A 23,253-nucleotide genomic window follows, 5' to 3' on the forward strand; every position below is an offset into this window, starting at 1 on the left:
AGCCTAAGGCAGCCCCAGGTGACCCTGTTTTTTCCACTGATTGACCAATGCCGGCACACCTTCACCCGCGGTGGTATTAATCGCCAACACGCCAGCAGGGCTTAGCTCATCGGCGTTAGGGTCGACCACCGCGCAGTGCGTGTCGTCGTCGATATGGGTTAAGAGCGAAGCGGCGGGCATCACGGCAAGCGACGTGCCCACCACGAGCAGAAAATCTGCTTCGGCGACGATATCGCAGGCATCGGGAAAAAGCGGCACCGATTCGCCAAACCACACCACGTCTGGGCGCAGCTGGCTGCCTTTATCGCACAAATCTCCCATTTCGATGCCGCCTTTCGGCAAGCGGTACTGCATCCGCACATCAACGCTGGAACGCGCTTTTAAGATCTCGCCGTGCAAATGCAGCACATACCGAGAACCGGCGCGTTCGTGTAGATCGTCGATATTTTGCGTAATGATACTGACCTTGAAGCCCTCTTTTTCCAGGCCAGCCAATGCCTTGTGAGCGGCATTGGGTTTCGCCTTACGGACCTGCTCGCGGCGTAGGTTATAGAAATCCAGCACCCGTTCGGGGTCGCGCCGCCAGGCACCAGGCGTGGCGACGTCTTCCACCGGGTGGTTATCCCATAACCCGTCGCTGGCACGAAACGTTTTAATCCCGCTTTCGGCACTAATGCCCGAGCCGGTAAACACCACAAGGTGCGGCGTATTTGCCATGTATCCCCCATCGCGCTCGCTTATGTTTATCAACGTTTAATATACTAACTGCCCGACGTTGCCTGCAAAGCGTTGCTTATTGCGGTAGGGGTACACATCAATCACACGTCCATCAAGAATCGCTTGCTGCAACCCTTGCCAGTAGTCCGCGTCGAAAAGTTCGGGATGCAGTTGGTAGAAGAGCTTGCGCAGTTCCATATTGGCGAAAAGAAACGGCCCGAATTCTTCCGGAAAAATATCGTTAGGCCCAACCGAGTACCACGGCTCACTGGACATTTCCTGCTCGGGGTAAAGTGCCTCTGGAATATGGCGAAAGTTACACTCGGTCAAGTAGCAGATTTCGTCATAATCGTAGAAAATCACCCGACCGTGGCGCGTGACGCCGAAGTTTTTCAATAACATATCGCCGGGGAAGATGTTCGCCGCCGCTAGCTGCTTAATCGCGTTGCCATAATCTTTAAGGATGGTGTGCTTCTCTTCTTCGCTGCACTCTTCCAAGTAAATATTGAGCGGCGTCATCATCCGTTCGGTATAACAATGCTTGATGATGACCTTGTCGTCTTTGAGATACACCGTGGAGGGGCATACTTCCAAAAGATGCTCCAGGCACTCCGGCGAGAAGTGGTCTTGTCGGGCGATAAAGTTGGAGAACTCTTGAGTATCAGCCATGCGACCCACACGGTCGTGGCGTTTAACCAGCCGATACTTTTCGCGCACGTTTTCGCGGCTCATCTCTTTGGTTGGGTCAAATTTATCCTTGATGATTTTAAACACCGTGCGAAACGACGGCAGCACAAACACGGCCATCACCATACCGCGTACACCCGGCGCGATAATAAACTGGTCTTCACGCTTGGCGACCTGTCGATTAAGCGCACGGAAAAATTCCGTTTTACCGTGTTTGAAAAAGCCAATGGCGGCGTAAAGTTCTCCTGCCGGTTTTTGCGGCATGAGCTCCTGCAAGTAGCTAACGAACTCCCCAGGCACCGGGACCTCGACCTGAAAATAGGCGCGGGTAAACGAGAAAATGATCGAGACCTCGTTGGACTCAATGAGCACAGTATCCAAGTGCAGGCGTGAATCGGCATCCTTTTCCTCGCCAAACCCCTCACCATGGAGTACCGGAAGTACTAACGGCACTTGCTCGCCACCACCGTAAATTCGCCCGACCAGGTACGCGCCTTTGTTGCGGTAGAAAACGTTTTTAAGCAGCTCAATTTCAACATTACCGGACTGCGAAATCGCGTCGGGCAAGTTGGCTTCGAGAAACTCCGCCCCTAGCTGCGTATCACGATCTATATCCGTGAAGGGGTTATCAAAGGGCGCTTCTTCTAGTGCCCAACGCAATGCACTTTGCCAATCATCATTCACTGACCGGCGACGACACAGTTCAATGCCTGAGTGGTGCGCAGCGTCTTCCCGCGAGCTGTACACAAACATCCAGTCGTTACGAATGTGACGATGATGAAAAATAGAGCAGAACAACGAGTTGAAGAACGTTTCTGCCAACTCATAGTCTAGCCGTTGACTGATGAGATCAGCGTAATGTGTGCGGGCCTCGCGCCAGCACTCACAATGGGAAAGCACGTCATGATCGAAGGTGCATTGCATACGCGCAAGCGTCACCCCTACCTTTTCTTCATAAAGGTTAATGCGCTCAGCCGAGGCTTGCTGCGCTTCACGCCATGCCGCTTCGCGAAAGCGTCGGCTGGCATCCTGCGTGATGTCTTTAAAACGGGCGCGGTATTCATCAAAGCCGTGCAAAATGGTAGTGGCCAAGCGATAAGCGGGTGACAGTTTCACAGTCGGACTCCTCAAAGTTTTCCCTAGCTTCCCCGATTGTGTGACGACATACGAGGCGACCTTGGTGGGTATTTACGTTAGTGGCTTTAGTGATGCAACGCGCAAACAAAATGGCCCTGCGGTTCGATCGGCAATCAAAAACCCTAGTTGATAGATCGTTTGCGGTTCAAGCGGTGGCGCATCAGTGAGTAACGTGCCCCGCCGCACGGCCTCAAAATCGCGCCATTCAAAGTACCGTGTCTCCCACTGGTGTTGGGGTGCTGTGAATGTCACCCGGTAGGCGCTGGCATCTTCAAGCCGCGCGCTTTTTAAGCGCAGTTGATAGGCCCGCCCATCGCCCTGCACGCTAAGCATAATGCCACGAGCATGGTGGAGCGTTGGTTCAAACGTATCGGGGTCACGTCGCACCGAGGCAAAACCGCCGCCGTTTTCAAGCGATACGTTACCGTGAAACCGCCCTTCTCCACCCTGAACCGTAAACGCGCCCTGCGACATGCCACCCATTACACCGTCGTTAACGGCGTGCCAACGGTTAGCTTCACCTTGGTGGTCGAACGTTAACACTGTCATTATGACTCCATTCGTTTATCGAAATGCGTTCATTGAGATACGTGCATTCATTTAGACACACTAAAATAGGTGTATGCTGACTTATATACCCTGATAGAGGCATGATGCGTGTCATCGCCTAGAATAGTGGTATATCTGCGTTGGGAGAACACATGCTCAATACCACGCGCTGGAATCAACTTCGCTATACTGCCTACGCGCCTCTTTACGACGCCATGACAGCGCGCGTACTGAGACGCCCTCGGCGCATAGCACTGGGCCAAGTCGATTGGGAGCCTGGTATGCGTGTGCTGCTTGTCGGCGCAGGCACGGGGCTAGATTTACCCTTTCTGCCAGTGGAAATTGAGCTACACGCAACGGATCTCTGCTCGGCCATGGTGAAACGCACAGCAAAGCGCGCGGAACACTTGCGTCGCGATGCGCTCTGCCAGGTAATGGATGCTGAGGCGCTGGCCTATCCAGACGGCTATTTTGACGTCGTAGTGATGCACTTAGTTATCGCGGTTATGCCCAACCCAGAGCGCGGGCTAACCGAAGCCCATCGCGTGCTTAAAGGGGATGGTCAGCTCTGCGTGATGGATAAATTTCAGCCCGATGATCAGCCAGCGGGGGCCGGGCGCAAAGCGTTAAACGTGATCACCTCGGCCATTGCCAGCGATATTACCCGTCAGGCACAGCCGCTACTGAGTGAGGCGGGATTCTGGATTCGACACGATGAACCGGTGTTGATGGGATCGCTTTTTCGCGCCCTGCTGGCGGCTAAAAGGCCTACCGAATCAACCGCTGAAAAATAAGGAAACCGCCATGCCAAATGCTGCCATCAAACGCTTTCGCCGTCTTCCAGACGATGAACAATCCCGCCTAATCGAAATGGCCTGGGAAGACCGCACCCCCTTTGACGCGATCGAAACGCTTTTTGAGTTCAATGAGTCTGATGTTATCCAGGTGATGCGCCATCAGCTCAAACCCTCGTCCTTCCGCCTATGGCGTCAGCGGGTTTCTGGGCGCAACACAAAACACCGTGCCCTGCGCTCACCGGATGTCATCAGGGGGTACTGCCCAACGCAATATAAGCGCTGATTACTGCCCCTGAAGAACTTGATAGAGGCGCGAGAAAAGCAGATCCATTTCTTTTCGACTCTTTATTGTTATATTATTACATAACATAAAACCGTTTAGAGGTGACCTAGCAATGACTGCGTTTTCTCCCCTACCCGTGACCGTGCTCTCGGGTTTTCTGGGTGCCGGTAAAACCACTGTGCTCAATCATATTTTGGCCAACCGCGAAGGTCGTCGCGTCGCGGTGATCGTCAACGACATGAGCGAGGTCAATATCGACGGCGCGCTGGTGCGCGGCGGCCCTGGTGAATCCACATTGGATAGTGATGTGGCCCTTAACCGCTCTGAGGAGCGATTGGTAGAAATGAGCAACGGCTGCATCTGCTGCACGCTGCGCGAAGACTTGCTGGAAGAAGTCAGCCAACTGGCCCGAGAAGGCAAATTTGATTATCTGGTGATCGAGTCCACCGGCATTTCCGAGCCGCTACCTGTGGCGGAAACCTTCACTTTTGAAGATGAAAGCGGTCAAAGCCTTTCCCACGTTGCGTGCTTAGATACGCTGGTAACGGTTGTTGATGGCGTGAACTTCCTTGAACAGTACCGTGAAGCGCAAAGCCTAGAGGAAGCCGGCGAGAGCTTAGGCGAAGACGACGAGCGCAATGTTGCCGACCTGCTGGTCGATCAAATTGAGTTTTGTGATGTGCTGCTCATCAGCAAAACCGATTTGATCAATGACAAAGAGTTGGAAGCGCTGAAGGCAATTCTGCGCTCGCTGAACCCCGACGCGGAGCTGGCGCCGATCACCCAAGGCGACGTGCCGCTGGATAAAGTGCTGGATACCGGCAAATTCAACTTTGAACGCGCCCAACAGGCGCCCGGCTGGTTGAAAGAGATGCGCGGCGAACACGTGCCCGAAACAGAGGAATACGGCATCGGCAGTTTTGCCTACCACGCCCGTCGCCCCTTCCACCCGCAAAAATTCCACGACCTGCTCAATCAAGAGTGGTTTGGGAAAGGCCTGCTGCGTTCAAAAGGCTTTTTTTGGCTCGCCACCCGCCCCCGCTATGCTGGCCAGTGGAGCCAAGCGGGTGGCATTGCCCATCACGGCCCTGCCGGTGTGTTCTGGAAAGCCATCCCTGAAGACAGCTGGCCCGACGACCCCGAATACCGCCAGTTTATTATGGAAAAGTGGCAGGAGCCGTTTGGCGATATGCGCCAGGAACTGGTGTTTATCGGCCAAAACTTGGATCAAGCCAAAATGCGCGAAGCGCTAGATGCCTGCCTGTTAAGCGAAGGTGAGTTGCTAGAAGGCATGGAAGCGTGGAAAAAACTGCCCGACCCTTTCCCCACTTGGGAATGACACTTCGCTAGGGGCCGACATTGCCCAGGTGCCTTTCCGCCCAATGCCGCACATCCGGGTAGGCGCGCTGCTCAAAGACCGCGAAGCCGTCAAGGCCACGCGCTTTGAGTGGGGTGAAAACCGGCATGGTGAGGCCACACAGAAAGTGCGCCAGCCGCTGCGCATTGGGCGGCTGGCCACATTGCTGCGTGTGGCGCTCGATCAGCGGTGTGGCATAGCGCGCAAAATCAGCATCGCTTAGCGCGGGCAGCGGCGGCGCATCCGGTAGTCTTACGGGATGGCCATAACACACCGAGCAGTGCCCGCAGCGGCCCTGCTCGCTCTCAGGCGGTGCGTCAAAAGTGCTATCGCCAAAGTGCTCGGCCAACCGCCGCGTCAGGCAGCTTTCCGATTCAAACAGCGCCAGCATGGCCTGCAGCCGCTCGACCTCAATTCGCTCCCGGTTCAAACAATCTTGATACAGCTGGCTCGCCAGCGCCTCAATAGCAAAATTCGGCTGCAGCACCTCGTACACGTCGGTCATCCGTTTGCCTTCAAGGGTCAGCCAGCCTTTATCCTGAAAATACTCAAGCGCGGTAATCACACGGGCGCGGGAGGCATCAATCTGCTGCGCCTGCCCCGCGCTGTGCAGGCGCTCAAAATCCACCGTGCCCCAGGTGCGGGCGATGGGAATGTTATCGACCAGCAAGCGTACAAAGGCCGCCCGTTCGCCTTGGAAACGGCTCACCAAAGCATCTGGTTCGATGTGGTAGCGCAGCCGATACTCGGCGAGAAACGCAAAGCGCGGGGCGATCATGCCGTGCATTTCCAGCCGCACCAGCAGCGTTTTCAGCGGTAGCAGGCGAATATTGGTGTCGCGAGAAAGCGTGTTAAGCAGCACTTCCCACTGACGACCTGGCGCTTTGCCTGCTGCAGCAATTTCCTCCAATAGCCGGTAGATACCGCCGTACTCAGGCGTATCGCCGTAAACGAAGTTTTCCAGCACTCGTAGCCCATCACGCCCCGCCATGGTCAGGCAAGTGGATGGTAGGCCGTCACGCCCCGCCCGGCCGATCTCCTGACTGTAGTTCTCAATCGACTTGGGCAGATCAAAATGCACCACGTTGCGGATGTTGCCCTTATCGATGCCCATCCCAAACGCGATAGTCGCCACGATGCAGGGCGACTCACCGCGCATGAACTGGCCCTGAATCTCATCTCGTCGGCTTGAATCCAGCCCCGCATGGTAGGCCTGCGCGGCAATCCCCTGGGCCGCCAGCGCTTTCGCCACCTGCTCGGCGGTTTGTTGCAGGGTGACATAGATAATCGTCGGCGCTTCGCTGCCCGGCTGCATCTGCGGGGTCAGCCAGTTAATCAGTTGCTGCTGGCGATTCTCCATGGCAGGCGCTACCAACAGTTCAAGATTGGAACGGTAAAAGCCGGTGGTGATGACGTTATCCGGCGCAATGGCAAACTTCTCACGCATGTCGGTAATAACGGTGGGCGTTGCTGTGGCGGTGAGCAACAGCACCTGAGGAATGGCAAATTCCCGCTGGTAGTCCGGCAGCTTCAAATAATCAGGGCGGAAGTTATGCCCCCACTCCGATAGGCAGTGGGCTTCATCGACCACCAGTAGCGAAATACGCACCTGGCGCAAAAAGTGCCGGAAGCGCTCGTTCTTAAGCCGCTCCACCGACACCATCAAGATTTTTAACTCGCCGCTTTTGGCGCGTTCCATGACATCACGGGTGGTGTCGCGGTCTTGGGTGGAATCAATACTGGCCGCCGCGACGCCGTGGCGCGTTAAAAAAGAGAGCTGATCCTGCATTAGCGCCAGCAGCGGCGACACCACCAAGGTTAAATGCGGTAAATGCAGCGCCGGTAGCTGGTAGCAAAGCGACTTTCCCGCACCGGTAGCGAAAATGGCTGCCGTCGAGTAGCCATCCAATACGCGTTCCACCACCGCCTGCTGGCCGCCGCGAAAATCATCAAACCCGAAGACATCTTTGAGCGTTTGCTGGGGTGTCATTGAGGGCATACTATACTGCTTCCTTGTTAACCAAGTTCAGGCCTAAAACGCCTTCTCCAGGGCAAAGCGTGGCTGGGTGTGGCCCTCTTTGGTGACCGCCTCCATAAACATTTCAAGCGGGCGCACCCAAAGGCCGTAGTCGCCGTAAAGCGCGCGGTAGACCACCAGCGGTTCTTCGCTTTCGCTGTGCTGAGCGGTACCCAGCACTTCGTAAAGGTTGCCTTTGTAGTGGCGATAAATACCAGGAACAGGCGCGGTCATTCGGCCTCCTCTTGAGTGGCGTTTGCGACAGCGGGCTGATTGGCTTTTTTGGCGAGGCGTTCAAGCACTTTTGAGGCGGCGACAAAGCCAAAGGTGCCGGTCAGAAAGGTAGCGGCACCAAAGCCTGAGGCGCAATCCAAGCGCGTGGCATCACCACTGCCGGGCTTTTGTAGGCATACTTCACCGTCGGCGCCGGGATAGATCAACTGCTCGTCGGAGTAAACGCACTCCACCGAGAAGCGCCGCTTGGGGTTGCGGGAAAAGCCGTAATCCCGGCGCAATCGCGAACGCACTTTGGAGAGCAGCGGGTCGTGCTCGGTGCGGGTCAAATCCGCCACCTGAATCCGTGTCGGGTCAGTCTGCCCACCCGCCGCACCGGTCACGGTGATGGGGATTTTACGCCGCTTGCACCAGGCGATTAACGCCGCCTTGGCCATCACGCTGTCGATGGCATCCACCACGTGGTCGGCGTCATCGGGAATACGCTCGGCCAGGTTGGTGGGCGTGACGAAAGCGGTATCCGCGACAATCTCAATTTCCGGAGCAATCAGGCGGCAGCGTTCAGCCAGCACCTCAACCTTGGGCTTGCCAATGGTGCCCTCCAGCGCGTGGAGCTGACGGTTGACGTTGGAAACACAGACGTCGTCCAGATCGATCAGCGTCAGCTTTCCAATACCCGAGCGCGCCAGCGCTTCGACGGTCCAACTCCCTACCCCACCGACTCCCACCACCACCACGTGGGCATGACGAAACGCCTCAAAGGCACGCTGACCGTAAAGACGTCGAATACCGCCAAAGCGCAAGTCATGGTCTGTAGAGACTGGGTCTGCTGAAGCAGGCGCTGCGGCGGGCAGTGTTGATGGCTCATTCAGTGACATAACAGCAGACTCACAGTGCTTGTAGCGCAGGGGGGGTGGCAATGGGCGGCGTTCGCACGCTATCTAGCGGCAGGTGTCCCGCCCAGCCAAGATGATGAAATAACGCCGTCATTGTGTCATCTAGCGCGCAACTCAGCTCAAGGCGTTTGTTATCCAGCGGATGATCAAAGGCTAAATAGGACGCGGCAAGCAATAAACGCGGCGCGCCTAACTGTTCGGCAAAAAAGCGGTTGTGGACACTTTTGCCGTGCTTGGCATCGCCAATAACCGGATAACCGCGCCGAGAAAGGTGGCGACGAATCTGGTGGCGTCGCCCGGTCAGCGGCTTGGCTTCCACCAGCGAATAACGCGCTTTAGGATAGCGGTCCACCTGAACCGGTAGCTCAACGCTATCCACACAGCGAATATCGGTCATCGACGGCATCGCCAGCATATCGGCCTTGGGTCGTATGCCGTCTTCCTCACGCAGCGGATAATCCAGACGCGCTTCGGCAGGGGCAACACCGCGCACAACCGCTAGGTAGCGCTTATCCACCTGGCGCTCGCCAAAGGAATCACTTAAGCGCGCGGCAACTTCCGAAGAAAGCGCGAGCACCATCACCCCCGAGGTGGGTCGGTCTAGCCGGTGAACCGGATAAACGCGCTGCCCCAGCTGATCACGCAGCCGTTGGAGCAGAAATTCGGTTTCGCCACGCGCCAACGCCGAGCGATGCACCAAAAGCCCTGACGGCTTATGCACCGCCACCAGATACTCATCCTGATAGAGGATATTGAGTGGCGTCATAACGCTCCCCGGCAATTGCTAATAAAAATAGCTAATAAATAAGCAGCTAATGAGTAGTCACTAGTAATCTAAATAAAGCGCTATTGTCGCGGCTTGGCCACGAGATGTCACCCGTCCTGCCACGGCTTATATGGGGGCAGCCGCTGGCATAGACGGGATAGCCGCAGGGACCGACTTTAAAGGGATAAAAAAACGGGCAGCCATATGGCCGCCCGTTCTGATCATACCTGCAGAGTGCGAAGTTACTCTTCGTCGCCTGCCATTTGCATTTGGCGCTGCAGATAGTTCTGAATCCCAACTTGCTCAATAAGGTGAAGCTCAGTTTCGATATGATCGATATGACCTTCTTCATCGGCAAGCAGATCACGTAAAAGATCGCGCGTTACGTAGTCTTTAACGCCTTCGCAGTAGGTAATCGCTTCGATGTAGTCGTTGCGCCCGTCGTGCTCAATCTTCAGATCACTTTCGAGCATTTCTTTGACGTTTTCGCCGATATACAACTTGCCGAGATCCTGCAGATTGGGAACTCCTTCAAGGAAAAGAATACGTTCAATCAGCTTATCGGCGTGCTGCATCTCTTCAATGGATTCGTCATATTCCCACTTTGCCAGCGCTTTGAGGCCCCAATCTTTGTACATTTTCGCATGCAGAAAGTACTGGTTGATCGCGACCAGTTCATTGCCTAGCGCAATGTTGAGGTGCTCGAGAACTTTTGAATCGCCTTTCATATGACTGCCCTTTTGCTGTTAAAGAAATACAAACGGAAGTATAAACCACCCAAAAGGGGAAACTCCCATCGTTACCAGCAGTATAGAAAGATTGAAGAAAAACTCAAATAAATCATAACTTTGCTATGAAAAAGCAAAAGGTGCGATGGCCGTCAAACCGCGTAAGCCAGACCCATATTGGCTTCTGCGCGCGCCTCTTGCACCGCTTCGCGGGTCAGCGATTTGGCAAAGCAAGCGCACTTGCCGCACTGAGTACCACAACCGGTGGCCTCGCGCACGTCACGCCAGTTACGCGCGCCGTCGCTCACTTGCTGGCGGATTTGATGGTCAGTGACTCCCTTACATACGCAGACATACATAGCGACACCTCATAAAAGTCATGAGGTGAATGTAAATGATTCGCATACATTTCTGCAAGCCATAATCGCACGCTTTCAGGTTTTTTTCTCTTACCTTCTCTTTTTTGCTTTGTTAACCACTGGGGTTTAAAACCACTAGGGCCTAATCCCTCTTCTTGGGCAGCACTACCGTGCGGGTGCCGGAAACAAGGTCTGGCCAGCTGCGGCGCTCGCTATCAAAGAGCACCCACCAGTAGCCCAAGCCTAGAGCGACAAGCGAGACCCATGCCACCAGGCAGCGAACAACACTCTGCCCTACACTGATGCTACTGCCATCGACGGTTTGTACACGCAAACGCCACGACTGCATGCCTAATGTCATGCCACCGCGTGTCCATGAAAACGTAAAAAAAGCCATCGCCGAGAGCACAAGTAGTAGCCGCAGCGACCAAACCTCGACCGCGCTGGTTCCCACCTCTTCGGCACTCTGCCCCACGACTAGGCGAAAAAAGGCCACATGGGCCACCGTCACCGCGATCCAAATGGCCGCCACCAAAAAGCCGTCATAAATGAGTGCCCCGAGGCGGCGTGGCAACGGTGCCGGCCATACGCTATCAAGCTGGGTAAAACGTCGTTGTGACATGGTGTCTTATCATCATCATTGAATGGATTCAGCCGTTACGGCGCAAAAAGTAGATACCGGCTGCCGCGCAGGCAAGTGTCGGCACCAGCACCGCCCACACCGGCGAGAAGCCAAAAATCGTCGATGCCGGTGCGAGCAAGTCTTGGGTGTACTTAAACAAAAGCCCCGTTACCACACCGTAAAATACCCGAGTGCCAGCGGCGACCGTACGCAGCGGGCCGAAAACAAACGAGGTTGCAATCAATACCAGCGACGCCATGGTGAGCGGCATCAACATTTTTTGCCAGAAGTAGAGTAACGGCTCATCGGCTTGCTGTCCTTGAGACTGCAAAAATCGCGCATAGGCGTGCAGTTCGCTGGGTGACTGCGTTTCAATATCCCGCAGCAAGCGCTCCAGTTGTGTGGGCGTTAAGTCTGTTTCCCATGCTAGCGTTTGATAGCTTTGCGCCTCAGTTCGCTCCTCAGATAGCGTGGTTACCGTCACGTTCTCCAGCCGCCACTCACCATTGTCCCAATAGGCACGTTGCGCATGTGCCGCTTCCACGAGTTGACGCTCATCAAAGCGATAGCGGGTCAGATCAAGCACCACGTTATCGGCGCGAATTGCCCCAAAGCGGTAAATAGTATCGCCCTCGATTTGCCACCCGCTGCGGCTGGTGAGCACCGCGCCTTCGCCTTGGCGCTGCTCCAACTTCCACGCTTCCGCAAACTGCTCGGTTCGCGGGCTAACGTACTCGACCACCAGTAACACCACCACCACGACAAGCAACACGGGCTTCATTACACCCCAGACAATCCGCGTTAGTGAACGCCCCGCGGCGCGCATTACAGTGAGTTCGTTACTTGACGCCATGCTGCCCAAGCCAATCAACGCGCCAATTAACACTGCCACTGGCGCGTACTGATAAAAACGCCACGGCATGCGCATAATCAGATAGAACAGCACATCCAGTGCACTGTAGCCTTCTTGCACATCGCCTAATTCATCCAGGTAGGCAATGGTGATATCCAAGCCCAGCAGCACAACTTGCACCACCACAATGGCCGCGAGCACGTTGCGCGCGATGTAGCGGTCTAAGTGATCCGCGATTGTTAGCCCATTGCGCATTAGCGCATCCCCTTACGTTGCGAGTGCCACAACAGCAGTAAACCAAGCGCTAAAAACAACCCGTGCACAGGCCACACGCCAAGCGTCACGGGCCAAGTGCCACTACCAATAGTATCTACCGCGGCTAGCAGTAGGCTTAAATACGCGACATAAAGGAACACCGCCGGCAGAAGCTTGGCAAAGCGTCCTTGTCGCGGGTTCACCTTGGAAAGCGGCTGCGCTATCAACGCCAAAATAAACACCATCAGTGGCAGCCCCACCCGCCACTGCCATTGCGCCTGAGCGCGCGTGTCAGGGTTGGCAAAGAGCGATGCCGTGGACGCGACGTCAAACGAATCAACCGATTGACGCTCCCTCGTTGCTCCTAGACGCAACGTATAGCGCTCAAACGTCAATCGTTCGGCCTCGAAACGCCCGGGCGTCACGCCGTAGCGCTCGCCATCCTCTAACACCAAAAAGCGGCTACCGGTATCCGAGCGAACCTCTTGGTAGCCTGACGCCGCACGAGTGACGTAGTTATGCACGCCCTCCCTCCGGTCGCCAAGTTCATGGACAAAGACGTTCTTCATCTCCATTCCATCGTCTGAAAATCCGCTGATATACGCCGTTCGCCCCTGACCAAACTCCTGAAAACGCCCCGGTGCCAGTACAGAAACATCTAAGCGGCTGCGCTGCTCCTCGAGCATTGTCTCGGTGTTAAACGAACCTAGTGGCGTCAACCAAAGGCTGCAGAGCCCCACCAGCATGGCTACCAGCATGGCCGGCAACAGCGTGACTTTTAACAACCGAGTCGGGCTAACCCCGCACGCGACCATCACGGTAATTTCACTGTTCATATAGAGCTGGCCATAGGCGAGCAGAATACCCAGGAAAAATGCTAGCGGCAGGATTAGCTCCATAAATCCCGGCAGATGAAACAGCATTAAATACCCCAGGATAGTGACAGGGATGTCTCCCTCCGCCGCATTGGAGAAGTAACGAATAAAACGGCTACCCATGATGATCAGTAGCAAAATGCCAGCCACTGCTGACATGGTCAGCAACACTTCGCGGGTTAAATAGCGAAATAAAATCAACGCGCTCTCCGGCTAATCCTGCTCGATGCCATGCAATGGTACGTATACAAGGAGTTCATGTAATGTACTTATGAAATGTACTTATACAATGTCCTCATGCAATGCACTAAGGGCTTGGGTACACTAATTGCAGATAGCACAATATATACCCACGCAACGAGGCATTATCCCGAATCCCTCGATGCTTGTCTTGTTGGAGACGTCATGGAATTTTCCGTTCAGACCGCCAATCCGGCAAAAGCCGAAACCGCGTGTCTTGTCGTACCCGTATTTAAAGATAGCGAACTCTTGCCCGCCGTGGCGAAACTGGATGACGCCAGCGAGCGGCTAATCGGCCAACTGCTTGAGCGTGGCGACTTTGAGGCGACCCTTGGCAACGTGCAATTGATCCCCTTTGCCCCAGGGCTGGGTACCGAACGGCTGCTGCTAGTGGGTTTAGGCGAGCGTCAAAAATGTCAAGAAGCCGCCTTCTTGAAAGCGCTCGATGCCGCTTTCACGGCGCTGGTAAAACTCCCCCTCGATGAAGCCAGCATTTCGTTCACCGATGTGCCGCTTGAAGATCGTGACAGCGCCTGGAAAGCACGCAAAACCTTGGAAGCCGCCAAACGCGCGCTGTACCGCTTCGATCAGTTTAAATCCTCGCCGGCCCCCAAGCCTGCGCTCAAGAGTCTGACGCTTTTGCTGAGTGCCGCTGATGAAGCCGATGCCGTGAAAGAAGGCGCGCGCGTGGGGAGTGCCATTGGCGAGGGTATCAACCTCACTCGCACCTTGGGTAACTTACCCGGTAACGTCTGCACGCCGCGCTATTTGGCGGAGCAAGCACAAACGCTCGCCGCCAGTTCAAAGGGCGCGCTTACCACCGATATTCTCGATGAAGAAGTGCTGGAAAAACTGGGGGCTGGTTCGCTACTTTCGGTGGGGCGTGGCAGCCGCGAACCCTCGCGGCTGATCGTCATGACGTATCAAGGCGCGGAAGACCCAAAAGAAGCGCCGCACGTGCTAGTGGGTAAGGGCATTACCTTTGATACCGGCGGCATTTCGCTCAAACCGGGCGACGGCATGGACGAAATGAAGTTCGACATGGGTGGCGCTGCCAGTGTGTTTGGCACCGTCAACGCCATATTGGCAATCAAGCCGAAGCTTAACTTGGTATTTATCGTTGCCGCGGCAGAAAACATGCCGGATGGTGCCGCCACCAAGCCGGGCGATATCATCAAAACGCTCAAAGGCCTGACCGTTGAAGTGCTCAACACCGATGCCGAAGGCCGCTTGGTACTCTGCGATGCGCTGACCTATGCCGAGCGTTTCGAGCCGGCAAGCGTAGTGGATATTGCCACCCTCACCGGCGCCTGCATTATTGGCCTTGGGCACCACGCCACCGGGCTTTTATCCAACGATGACGACTTGGCGTTGGATCTGCTTGAAGCCGGTGACACCGCTTGGGATCGCGCCTGGCACTTGCCGCTGTGGGACGAGTACCAGGAGCAGCTTGACTCCAATTTTGCCGATTTAGCCAACATTGGCGGCCGCCCGGCCGGTACGATTACCGCCGCGTGCTTTCTGTCACGCTTTGCCGACCACTTCCCTTGGGCACACCTGGATATCGCCGGCACCGCCTGGCATTCGGGTAAGCAGAAAGGCGCGACCGGCCGCCCTGTCGGGCTATTAACCCAGTACCTACTTGACCGGGAAACTGACGCCCAGGTAGAAAATAGCGACGGCTAACCGTTCAACGGTTGCCTTTCAGCTCGGCAACCGTTACACCTTGAACCATTGCAATTTATTGCGTTATTCGTGCCCCGGCACTCGCCAGGGGTATTGCCCGTTTCATTTGATTAAGATCGCCTCGGCAACAGTCTTTGCTGACAAACCGTGGTGATCGCTGTGGAGAAAACCGTGTCCACCGACCATTTTGCCATTCTGCCGTCCAATCAGCCGACGTCTGACGAGATTCGCGACAACATCCTCAAAAACCCCGGCTTCGGTAGCCACTTTACGGACCACATGGCCCACGTTCGCTGGACCCATGACGTTGGCTGGCATGGCCACGAAGTGCGCCCCTATGGCCCACTGACCCTCGACCCCGCCGCCTCGGTACTGCACTACGGCCAGGAAATTTTTGAAGGTATCAAAGCGTACCGCCATGCCGATGGTTCCATCTGGACCTTCCGCCCGGAGAAAAACGCTGAGCGTTTCCGCCGCAGCGCCCGCCGCTTGGCCTTGCCGGAGCTTTCCGATGAGGACTTCATTGGCTCGCTGAAAGCGCTGCTCGCCCAGGACCACGCCTGGGTGCCGACGCCAAAGGACGCCTCTGACGAATGCAGCCTGTATCTGCGCCCGTTTATGATCGCTTCCGAAGCGTTTCTTGGCGTCCGCCCGGCGCACGAAGTCGATTATTACGTGATCGCCTCCCCGGCGGCGGCCTATTTCAAAGGCGGCATTGACCCGGTATCGATCTGGCTCTCTAGCCACTACAAGCGCGCCGCGCCCGGCGGCACCGGCTTTGCCAAATGCGGCGGCAACTACGCCGCGTCACTCGCCGCGCAAAAAGAAGCAAGCGCCAACGGCTGCAGCCAAGTCGCTTTCTTAGACGCAGCGGAAAACAAGTGGATCGAAGAACTCGGCGGCATGAACCTGTTCTTCGTCTATCAAGATGGCCGTGTGGTTACCCCACGCCTGACCGACACAATTCTAGAAGGCGTCACCCGCAACTCCGTGCTGACGCTTGCCAAAGACGAAGGCCTAACGCCTGAAGAGCGCCCGATCAGCATCGACGAGTGGCGCGACGGTGCGGCCTCCGGCGAGATCACCGAAGTCTTTGCCTGCGGCACGGCAGCGGTGATCACGCCAGTGGGCGAGCTTGTCAGCGAGAACGAGCGCATCCGCCTCTCGGCAGGCGGCGAAAATAAGGTGGCCAAGCGCCTGCGTACCAAGCTACTGGATTTGCAGTATGGCCGCAGCGAAGATCAATACGGCTGGCTGACAAAGCTGGTTTAACCCACGCCTGCCCGCCGCGAACCGTTATATGCCGGTTCGCGGCGGGCGCCGGAGCCTTATATGGCGCGCATCGATTTCTATATTCTCCCCGACACCACGCTCGACGCCCGCCTCGCTTTTGCCTGCAAACTGGCCGAAACGATCTGGCGCAAAGGCTACCGCCTTCATCTGCACTGCGAAGACCAAGCCCTCGCCGAACAGGCCGATGACGCGCTATGGACGTTTCGCCCTGACGCCTATGTGCCCCACGCGCTAGAGACTAGCGACATGGCCACACAAGTGCCGGTAACACTAGGCTGGAACGCGCTGCCCAAACCCACAACAGAGACCGCCCTTCTTAACCTCCACCCCGACATCCCCGACGGCATCGACGCCTACGCCCGTGTAGCAGAAATCATCAACCAACACCAAGAAGTCCTCGTGGCCAAGCGTGCATGCTGGCAGCGCTATAAAGAACTCGGCCATGAAGTGGTGCCGCATAAGTTGGGGTAATAACTGAGCAGCTGCGCCTGTGTTCAGCCAACACTGTTCGAGATGAACGACATCATGAAGAAGCCCGAGAAAACCATCCGCTACAAACGAGTGACCCCGCACTTGGCGGGGTCGTCAACAGACATAGACAATCGGTGTTACTGCATCTTCGCCTTAGCCTCCCTGTTGTTGCATCTGCTCCTGCATCTGTTCCATTTGCTTCTGCCGCTGAGCCATGGCTTCATCCAGTTGATCGCGCTGTTCCTGAGTGAACACGTCTTCGATCTGAGACTGCATGATGATGCTATCAGCGGTCATCTCGGCCGTTAGGTCACCAAGACGCTCCGCATCCGCGCGAATGGCAGCTTCATCGTAATCGGGCTGAATGTGCTCGCCAAGTTGCAGTTGCAGCTCTCGGGCTTCCTGCTGCTTGGCACTGTTTTCATCTTGCATCTGGGTCAAAAGATCGTTGAGTTCTTCTTTTTGCCCGTCATCCAGATCCAACATTTCGTCGAGTTGGTTAATCTGGTCATCGACGCTGGGAGCACCACCGCCCATGCCACCTCCGCCCATTTGCTGGGCCATGGCGGGAACGCTGAACACCAGTGCGGCGACTGCCGGAGCGAAAAGTTTGGTTAGCTGCATAAAAACTCCAATTGCGTACAAAGTGCATTTTTTACCCGACACAATCCAGACGGGTCTTGCTATACCCTCGCTTGTGACAATGCTGTTTTCAAAAAATTCGTCATAAGGAAAAATTGTTGATTACCATTGAGTAATTGCGGCTTAACACCGAGCGGGTGAACAGCCCAGAAACCTAATGGAATACATCATCGCTCACGACATGGCGCACCTGTTGAGCCAACGCACAATGTGCGTTTTTTAAGCGACTAGATCTGCATTTTTATCACTTCAACGCTATCCTCCCACGCAACGCGCACTAAAAAAGGCCTGAAAGTGCTCAAACGCTACCCACTTGTCACAATCGTTATCGCCCAGCTATTCGGCACCTCGCTTTGGTTTAGCGTTAACGGCGTGGGGCTCGCCCTGCAAGAGGCCGTAGGGCTGAGTGAGGGCGATTTAGGTCTACTCACCATCGCCGTTCAAGCCGGTTTTATTACCGGTACCCTGACGATTGCAACAACAGGCTTGGCCGACCGCGTTCGCGCCAGCCATCTGTTTGCCATCTCGGCTGTTCTCGGGGCACTGGTTAACGCTGCCTTTATTGGCGTGGCGGGTAACGTTACGCTCGCCGCGATTGCGCGCTTTGCCACCGGGCTTTGTCTGGCGGGCATCTACCCGCTGGGCATGAAGCTCGTGGTGAGCTGGACGCCCAGTCACGCAGGCGCCGCACTAGGCTGGCTCGTGGGTATGCTGACACTGGGCACCGCCTCACCGCATTTGCTGCGCGGCGTCACGCTTGCCTTACCGTGGCAGTGGCCGCTGCTGTTGGCATCAGGTTTGGCGTTGGTCGCGGCGGTGATGATTTTTCGCCTAGGGGTGGGCCCCCACCTTCCACCTACCGCCAAAGGCGGCCGTCCCTGGGCGGGGCTTTTAGCCTTTCAACAGCGCGGCTTTCGGGCAGCGGCACTGGGCTACTTCGGCCACTGCTGGGAGCTTTACGCTTTTTGGACGCTCACCCCTTTTCTGGTCGCGCGCGAACTTACCCGGCTGGGCACCTCCCTCGACAGCGTCTCGTGGCTGAGCTTTACGGTGATAGCGGTGGGTATGCCGGGATGCGTGCTTGCCGGGCGCGCCAGCCGCCATGTCGGCAGCGGCCGTGTCGCCTTTATAGCGCTGGCGTGTTCCGGCGCGCTATGTCTGCTTTACCCGCTACTTGGCAGTGCGCCGCCGCTTTTCCTGCTGGGGCTGCTGTTGATATGGGGCTTTAGCGTGATTGCCGACTCGGCACAATTCTCCGCGCTCGCGTCAGCCACCGCGCCGAGTGATCGCTTAGGCTCAGCGCTTGCCATGATGAACGCTATCGGCTTTGCGCTTACCATTCCCGCCATTGCGCTGGTCACTTCGCTCTGGGCCAGCCAAGGGCTTAGCGTGATTTGGTGGCTACTCCCAGGGCCGGTGTTGGGGTTAATTGCCATGCGCGGCTTATTGATACCTGCCGGCAAGACCTGACGCCCTCCCCCTTGGCGCGCTATACTTGGCGCCAATTTTGTAATCCTGATCAACGTATTCGATGCCTCGCCCTGGCGGGGCGTCTCTGCTGTGAGTGACTCCATGGACAAGACCTACCAACCTGAACAGATCGAAACCCGCTGGTACGAACGCTGGGAAGCCGACAACCGCTTTGCACCTGCCGGCCACGGGCAGCCGTTCTCGATGATGATCCCGCCGCCCAACGTCACCGGCAGCCTGCACATGGGGCACGCGTTCCAAGACACCATCATGGACACGCTGACGCGCTACAAGCGCATGCAAGGCCGCAACACTCTGTGGCAGGTGGGCACCGACCACGCGGGCATCGCCACGCAAATGCTGGTGGAGCGCAAGGTCGCTGCCGAAGAAGGCAAGACCCGCCATGACTTGGGGCGCGAGGCCTTTATCGACAAGGTATGGGAGTGGAAGGAGGAGTCCGGCGGGCATATCACTCGCCAGCTGCGCCGCATGGGTGCGAGCGTGGATTGGAGCCGCGAGCGCTTCACCATGGACGACGGCTTCTACCAAGCGGTGCAGGAAGTCTTCGTGCGCCTGCACGACGAAGGGCTGATCTATCGTGGCAAGCGGCTGGTGAACTGGGACCCGACGCTGCACACGGCGATTTCCGATCTCGAGGTCGAAAACAAAGATCAGCAGGGCAACTTCTGGCACTTCCGCTACCCGTTGGCCGACGGCGTCACGACCGACGCCGGCGAAGACCACCTCGTTGTCGCTACTACCCGCCCGGAAACCCTGCTGGGCGATACCGGCGTGGCGGTGAACCCCGACGACGCGCGCTACGCCTCGCTGGTAGGTAAGTTCATTGAGCTGCCGCTGGTGGGCCGGCGCATCCCCATCGTCGCCGACGAACACGCCGATATGGCGAAGGGCTCGGGTTGCGTGAAGATCACCCCAGCCCACGACTTCAACGACTACGAAGTCGGCAAACGCCAAGATCACCTGCTGATCAATGTCTTCAGCCAGGATGCCACCATCCTTGAGCAGGCGGAGATCTTTGACCTCAAAGGCCAACCGCAGCCGCAAGAAGACGCCACTCTGCCGGCAAAATACGCCGGGCTTGATCGCTTTGAAGCACGCAAGCAGATTGTGGAGGACATGGACGCCCTGGGCTTTTTAGCGCAGGTCGAGACCATTAATAACACCCTGCCCTATGGCGACCGCTCGGGTGACGTGATCGAGCCGCTGTTGACCGACCAGTGGTTTGTCGCCGTTGAGACGCTCGCCAAGCCCGCCATCGAAGCAGTGGAAAACGGTGATATCCAGTTCGTGCCCAAGAACTACGAGAACATGTACTTTGCCTGGATGCGCGATTTGCAAGATTGGTGCATCTCCCGCCAGCTGTGGTGGGGGCACCGCATCCCCGCGTGGTACGACGCCGAAGGCAACGTCTACGTGGCCCGTAGCGAAGACGAAGCGCGCGAGAAGAACGGCTTGGGTGCCAACGTGGCCCTGACCCAGGACGAAGACGTGCTGGATACCTGGTTCAGCTCAGGGCTGTGGACGTTCGGGACGCTGGGCTGGCCGGAAAAAACGCCCGAACTGGACACCTTCCACCCCTCCAGCGTGTTGGTGACCGGCTTTGACATCATCTTCTTCTGGGTCGCACGGATGATCATGATGACGCTCAAGTTCACCGGCGAGGTGCCGTTCAAGCAGGTCTACGTGCACGGCTTGGTGCGCGACGGCCAGGGGCAGAAAATGTCCAAATCCAAGGGCAACGTACTCGACCCCATCGACCTCATCGACGGCATCGAACTCGATACCCTGATTGAAAAGCGCACCGGCAACATGATGCAGCCGCAAAAGGCCAAGGCGATTGCCAAGGCCACCCGCGACGAATTCAAGGACGGCATCGAGCCCCACGGCACCGATGCGCTGCGCTTTACCTTCCTCTCCCAAGCCACCACCGGGCGCGACATCAAGTTCGACATGAGCCGCCTGGATGGCTATCGCAACTTCTGCAATAAGCTGTGGAACGCTTCGCGCTACGTACTGATGAACGCCGAAGGCGAAGACTGTGGAGTCGATGGCGGCGAAGTAGCATTATCGCTTGCTGACCGCTGGATTATCTCGCAACTGCAGAAGACCGAAGCCCACGTCACCAAGGCGATGGACGAATACCGCTTCGACCATGCCTCGCAAGCGCTTTATGAATTCGTCTGGAACGAATACTGCGACTGGTATCTGGAGCTCTCCAAGCCCGTTTTATGGGACGACACTGCCAGTGCCGAAGCCAAGCGCGGCACCCGCCGCACCCTGGTGCGCGTGCTGGAAGCCATACTGCGCCTGGCCCACCCGATGATGCCGTTCATCTCCGAAGAGATCTGGCAACGCATCGCCCCCTTGGCCGGTACCTACGGCGGTGAGGGCGACTCGATCATGGTGCAGCCGTGGCCCGAGGCCGTTGATCACAAGCTCGACGAGCAGGCCACGCGCGATATCGAGTGGCTTAAAGGCGTGATCATCGCCGTGCGTAACATTCGCGCCGAGATGAACATTGCCCCCGGCAAGCCCCTGGACGTGCTGCTGACCAAAGGCCAGCCCGAGGACGCCGAGCGCTTGGAGAAAAACCGCCTATTCCTCTCGAAACTGGCGAAGCTTGAAAGCGTCACCTGGCTTTCTAACCCTGACGACGCCCCGCTTTCAGCCACGCAGCTGGTAGGCGACATGGAAGTGCTGGTCCCCATGGCGGACTTGATCGACAAGGACACCGAGCTCAAACGTCTCAACAAAGAGATCGAAAAGCAGGACAAGCTGATCGGCGGGATCGAGAAGAAGCTCGGCAACGAAGGCTTTATCGCCAAAGCCCCCGAAGCGGTAGTGGAAAAAGAGCGCGGCAAACTCGCCGAGTTCCAGTCCGCCAAAAAGCTACTGGAAGAGCAGAAAGCGAAGATTGAGGCGTTGTAAGTCAGCGTTTATTGCACTAACCAAGCGGCACCCAGTAGGGTGCCGCTTGGGTTTTAACCTACTGCCAGAACACTGCCTACCGCCAGAACACTGACTAAATCAGGAACAAAACCTATCCTCACCTGACCAACGTAAGTGGACCGTTTTTTCCTGCCGCTCAGGACCCTGTCACCGACATTCGCTGAGTGAAGCTGTCCTACATTCACCCATTGAGGTCACTTCAACCATGCGGACACCCTCCGAAAAGTTCAGCAACACGCCACCCACAATACCGCCGCTAGATCCAGACCGGGTAGCGCTGTTTGAGGAAGCTGGCTTAACGGTCAAGCAGCTGGAACCGCTTGGCGTCGAGATTTACGGTGCTGACGTTCGTCACCGACTTCCCGAGCCTGTCATCGAGGCGCTGGAAGTGGAAATGGCAAACCGGGGTTTCATCGTCTTTAAGCACCAGGCGGATCTCTCGGCCGATGAGCTGGTCAACGCAAGCAAATGGTGGGGCGCGGGCGAAATCCATTCCACTCATGGCGTCCACCCGGCAACGCCTGGCATGAACCGGGATATCTTTCGCTGCTCCAATGATGACCGCTACGGTATCCTGGGCGTAGGCCCTCAGTGGCATAACGATGGTAGCTTTGAAGCCGCCACGTTCTCCCACTCCGCCTACTATATGGCGCGCGCCCCTGAGCAGGGCGGCGGCACTCACTTTGCCCACCAAGGCGCCGCCTTTGATGTACTACCGGAGGAAAAGCAAGCCTTCTGGGAGCGGCTGGTGTCTGTCAACTCGGCGTCAGGGGTAAGCCATCCCGTTGTCCACACGCATCCCATCTCGGGGCGTAAGAGCGTCTGGCTTCATCTAGGAATGACCGGTGCGGTAATCGAGCGACTTCCCGAAGAAGATGTACCCATTGAAGAACTGCAGCAAACATCTGCCTCCGTCGAACAACTTCGCTTGCTCAACGAAACCGAAATAAAGCAGCTTTTTAACGACTATAACGATCTGTTGAATGCGTCATTCGAAAAAGGTTACGGCATTCGTTATCACTATGACACCAGCGATCTACTCTACATTGATAACTGGGCGCTGGCCCATCGGGCAGCGCCTGAAGCGCATATGCCGGTAGAAGAACAGGGCCTGAGGATCATGGATCGCGTAACGGTCAAGTCGAAGCAAAACCTGGCACCGCACTTTGACTTGCCGCAGTACATTAATTTATCCGGCCCGCACCCCTTTAATCGCGACGGCGTTTGGAAAGCCGGTAGCGTAGGGTTTCGCTGGAAAGATGATATTCCTATGCAAAACTAGTGCTTTTGATATTTCAGCTTGGCTGCATGCCTGCATCATTTTTTTACGATAAACCGTGTAAGGTTGG

General features: G+C 56.5%; 22 protein-coding genes. 9 read left to right on the forward strand and 13 right to left on the reverse strand.

The window, feature by feature from the left end:
- Positions 1–3: 3 nt before the first annotated feature.
- The 3 genes from QC823_RS01635 to QC823_RS01645 form a co-directional block, all read right to left on the reverse strand.
- A complete protein-coding gene (locus QC823_RS01635) occupies positions 4–717 on the reverse strand; it encodes an SIR2 family NAD-dependent protein deacylase (RefSeq protein ID WP_309654623.1) in 714 nt (237 codons plus the stop codon).
- A 36-nt stretch (positions 718–753) separates the two neighbouring features.
- Positions 754–2,520: a bifunctional isocitrate dehydrogenase kinase/phosphatase gene (aceK, locus tag QC823_RS01640; RefSeq protein WP_309654624.1), complete on the reverse strand. Its 1,767-nt coding sequence runs from the start codon at positions 2,518–2,520 to the stop codon at positions 754–756.
- A gap of 72 nt (positions 2,521–2,592) precedes the next feature.
- Positions 2,593–3,090 carry a CIA30 family protein gene (locus tag QC823_RS01645; protein ID WP_309654625.1) on the reverse strand — a complete coding sequence of 166 codons (498 nt, stop codon included), beginning with the start codon at positions 3,088–3,090 and terminating at the stop codon, positions 2,593–2,595.
- Positions 3,091–3,242: 152 nt separating this feature from the next.
- On the opposite strand from QC823_RS01645, the gene QC823_RS01650 reads away from it, so the two are divergent.
- From QC823_RS01650 to zigA, 3 genes are all read left to right on the forward strand, one after another.
- A complete protein-coding gene (locus tag QC823_RS01650; RefSeq protein ID WP_309654626.1) occupies positions 3,243–3,884 on the forward strand; it encodes a class I SAM-dependent methyltransferase in 642 nt (213 codons plus the stop codon).
- A gap of 10 nt (positions 3,885–3,894) precedes the next feature.
- Entirely contained in the window at positions 3,895–4,170 is a 276-nt protein-coding gene (locus QC823_RS01655) for a TIGR03643 family protein (protein ID WP_309654627.1), read from the forward strand.
- Between the two features lie 112 nt (positions 4,171–4,282).
- Complete coding sequence (zigA, locus tag QC823_RS01660; RefSeq protein ID WP_309654628.1) at positions 4,283–5,509, forward strand: zinc metallochaperone GTPase ZigA; 1,227 nt, start codon at positions 4,283–4,285, stop codon at positions 5,507–5,509.
- Between the two features lie 7 nt (positions 5,510–5,516).
- Here the strand turns inward: zigA and QC823_RS01665 are convergent, their stop codons facing one another.
- The 9 genes from QC823_RS01665 to lptF form a co-directional block, all read right to left on the reverse strand.
- Positions 5,517–7,526: a RecQ family ATP-dependent DNA helicase gene (locus tag QC823_RS01665; RefSeq protein WP_309654629.1), complete on the reverse strand. Its 2,010-nt coding sequence runs from the start codon at positions 7,524–7,526 to the stop codon at positions 5,517–5,519.
- Between the two features lie 33 nt (positions 7,527–7,559).
- Positions 7,560–7,778: a DUF1653 domain-containing protein gene (locus QC823_RS01670; RefSeq protein ID WP_309654630.1), complete on the reverse strand. Its 219-nt coding sequence runs from the start codon at positions 7,776–7,778 to the stop codon at positions 7,560–7,562.
- The gene (tcdA, locus tag QC823_RS01675) at positions 7,775–8,656 is read right to left on the reverse strand and encodes a tRNA cyclic N6-threonylcarbamoyladenosine(37) synthase TcdA (protein ID WP_309654631.1); all 882 of its coding nucleotides are present in this window, start codon (positions 8,654–8,656) and stop codon (positions 7,775–7,777) included. The genes QC823_RS01670 and tcdA overlap by 4 nt, the downstream gene beginning before the upstream one ends.
- Positions 8,657–8,666: 10 nt before the next feature.
- A complete protein-coding gene (locus tag QC823_RS01680) occupies positions 8,667–9,440 on the reverse strand; it encodes a pseudouridine synthase (RefSeq protein ID WP_309654632.1) in 774 nt (257 codons plus the stop codon).
- Positions 9,441–9,682: 242 nt separating this feature from the next.
- Positions 9,683–10,168, reverse strand: a complete 486-nt coding sequence (bfr, locus tag QC823_RS01685) for a bacterioferritin (protein WP_309654633.1) — start codon at positions 10,166–10,168, stop codon at positions 9,683–9,685.
- Positions 10,169–10,320: 152 nt separating this feature from the next.
- The gene (locus tag QC823_RS01690) at positions 10,321–10,527 is read right to left on the reverse strand and encodes a (2Fe-2S)-binding protein (RefSeq protein ID WP_309654634.1); all 207 of its coding nucleotides are present in this window, start codon (positions 10,525–10,527) and stop codon (positions 10,321–10,323) included.
- Positions 10,528–10,669: 142 nt separating this feature from the next.
- A complete protein-coding gene (locus QC823_RS01695) occupies positions 10,670–11,149 on the reverse strand; it encodes an RDD family protein (protein ID WP_309654635.1) in 480 nt (159 codons plus the stop codon).
- A 28-nt stretch (positions 11,150–11,177) separates the two neighbouring features.
- Positions 11,178–12,257, reverse strand: coding sequence for an LPS export ABC transporter permease LptG (lptG, locus tag QC823_RS01700; RefSeq protein ID WP_309654636.1), 1,080 nt, complete (start codon positions 12,255–12,257; stop codon positions 11,178–11,180).
- Positions 12,257–13,333: an LPS export ABC transporter permease LptF gene (gene lptF, locus QC823_RS01705; RefSeq protein WP_309654637.1), complete on the reverse strand. Its 1,077-nt coding sequence runs from the start codon at positions 13,331–13,333 to the stop codon at positions 12,257–12,259. Before lptF ends, lptG begins: the two co-directional genes overlap by 1 nt.
- 204 nt (positions 13,334–13,537) lie before the next feature.
- Here lptF and QC823_RS01710 point away from each other — a divergent pair, with 204 nt between their 5' ends.
- The 3 genes from QC823_RS01710 (at position 13,538) to QC823_RS01720 (ending at position 16,822) form a co-directional block, all read left to right on the forward strand.
- Entirely contained in the window at positions 13,538–15,058 is a 1,521-nt protein-coding gene (locus QC823_RS01710) for a leucyl aminopeptidase (protein WP_309654638.1), read from the forward strand.
- Positions 15,059–15,229: 171 nt separating this feature from the next.
- Positions 15,230–16,330 carry a branched-chain amino acid aminotransferase gene (locus tag QC823_RS01715; RefSeq protein ID WP_309654639.1) on the forward strand — a complete coding sequence of 367 codons (1,101 nt, stop codon included), beginning with the start codon at positions 15,230–15,232 and terminating at the stop codon, positions 16,328–16,330.
- Positions 16,331–16,390: 60 nt separating this feature from the next.
- Positions 16,391–16,822: a DNA polymerase III subunit chi gene (locus QC823_RS01720; RefSeq protein ID WP_309654640.1), complete on the forward strand. Its 432-nt coding sequence runs from the start codon at positions 16,391–16,393 to the stop codon at positions 16,820–16,822.
- A 153-nt stretch (positions 16,823–16,975) separates the two neighbouring features.
- Here the strand turns inward: QC823_RS01720 and QC823_RS01725 are convergent, their stop codons facing one another.
- The gene (locus QC823_RS01725) at positions 16,976–17,446 is read right to left on the reverse strand and encodes a Spy/CpxP family protein refolding chaperone (RefSeq protein WP_309654641.1); all 471 of its coding nucleotides are present in this window, start codon (positions 17,444–17,446) and stop codon (positions 16,976–16,978) included.
- 312 nt (positions 17,447–17,758) lie between these two features.
- On the opposite strand from QC823_RS01725, the gene QC823_RS01730 reads away from it, so the two are divergent.
- From QC823_RS01730 to QC823_RS01740, 3 genes are all read left to right on the forward strand, one after another.
- On the forward strand, positions 17,759–18,934 hold the full coding sequence (locus QC823_RS01730; protein ID WP_309654642.1) for an MFS transporter: 1,176 nt from the start codon (positions 17,759–17,761) through the stop codon (positions 18,932–18,934).
- 102 nt (positions 18,935–19,036) lie between these two features.
- A complete protein-coding gene (locus QC823_RS01735) occupies positions 19,037–21,883 on the forward strand; it encodes a valine--tRNA ligase (protein ID WP_309654643.1) in 2,847 nt (948 codons plus the stop codon).
- Positions 21,884–22,109: 226 nt separating this feature from the next.
- Positions 22,110–23,186, forward strand: a complete 1,077-nt coding sequence (locus tag QC823_RS01740) for a TauD/TfdA dioxygenase family protein (RefSeq protein WP_309654644.1) — start codon at positions 22,110–22,112, stop codon at positions 23,184–23,186.
- The last annotated feature ends 67 nt before the right edge of the window (positions 23,187–23,253 follow it).

The organism is Vreelandella vilamensis (assembly GCF_031451755.1).
GTDB lineage: Bacteria > Pseudomonadota > Gammaproteobacteria > Pseudomonadales > Halomonadaceae > Vreelandella > Vreelandella vilamensis.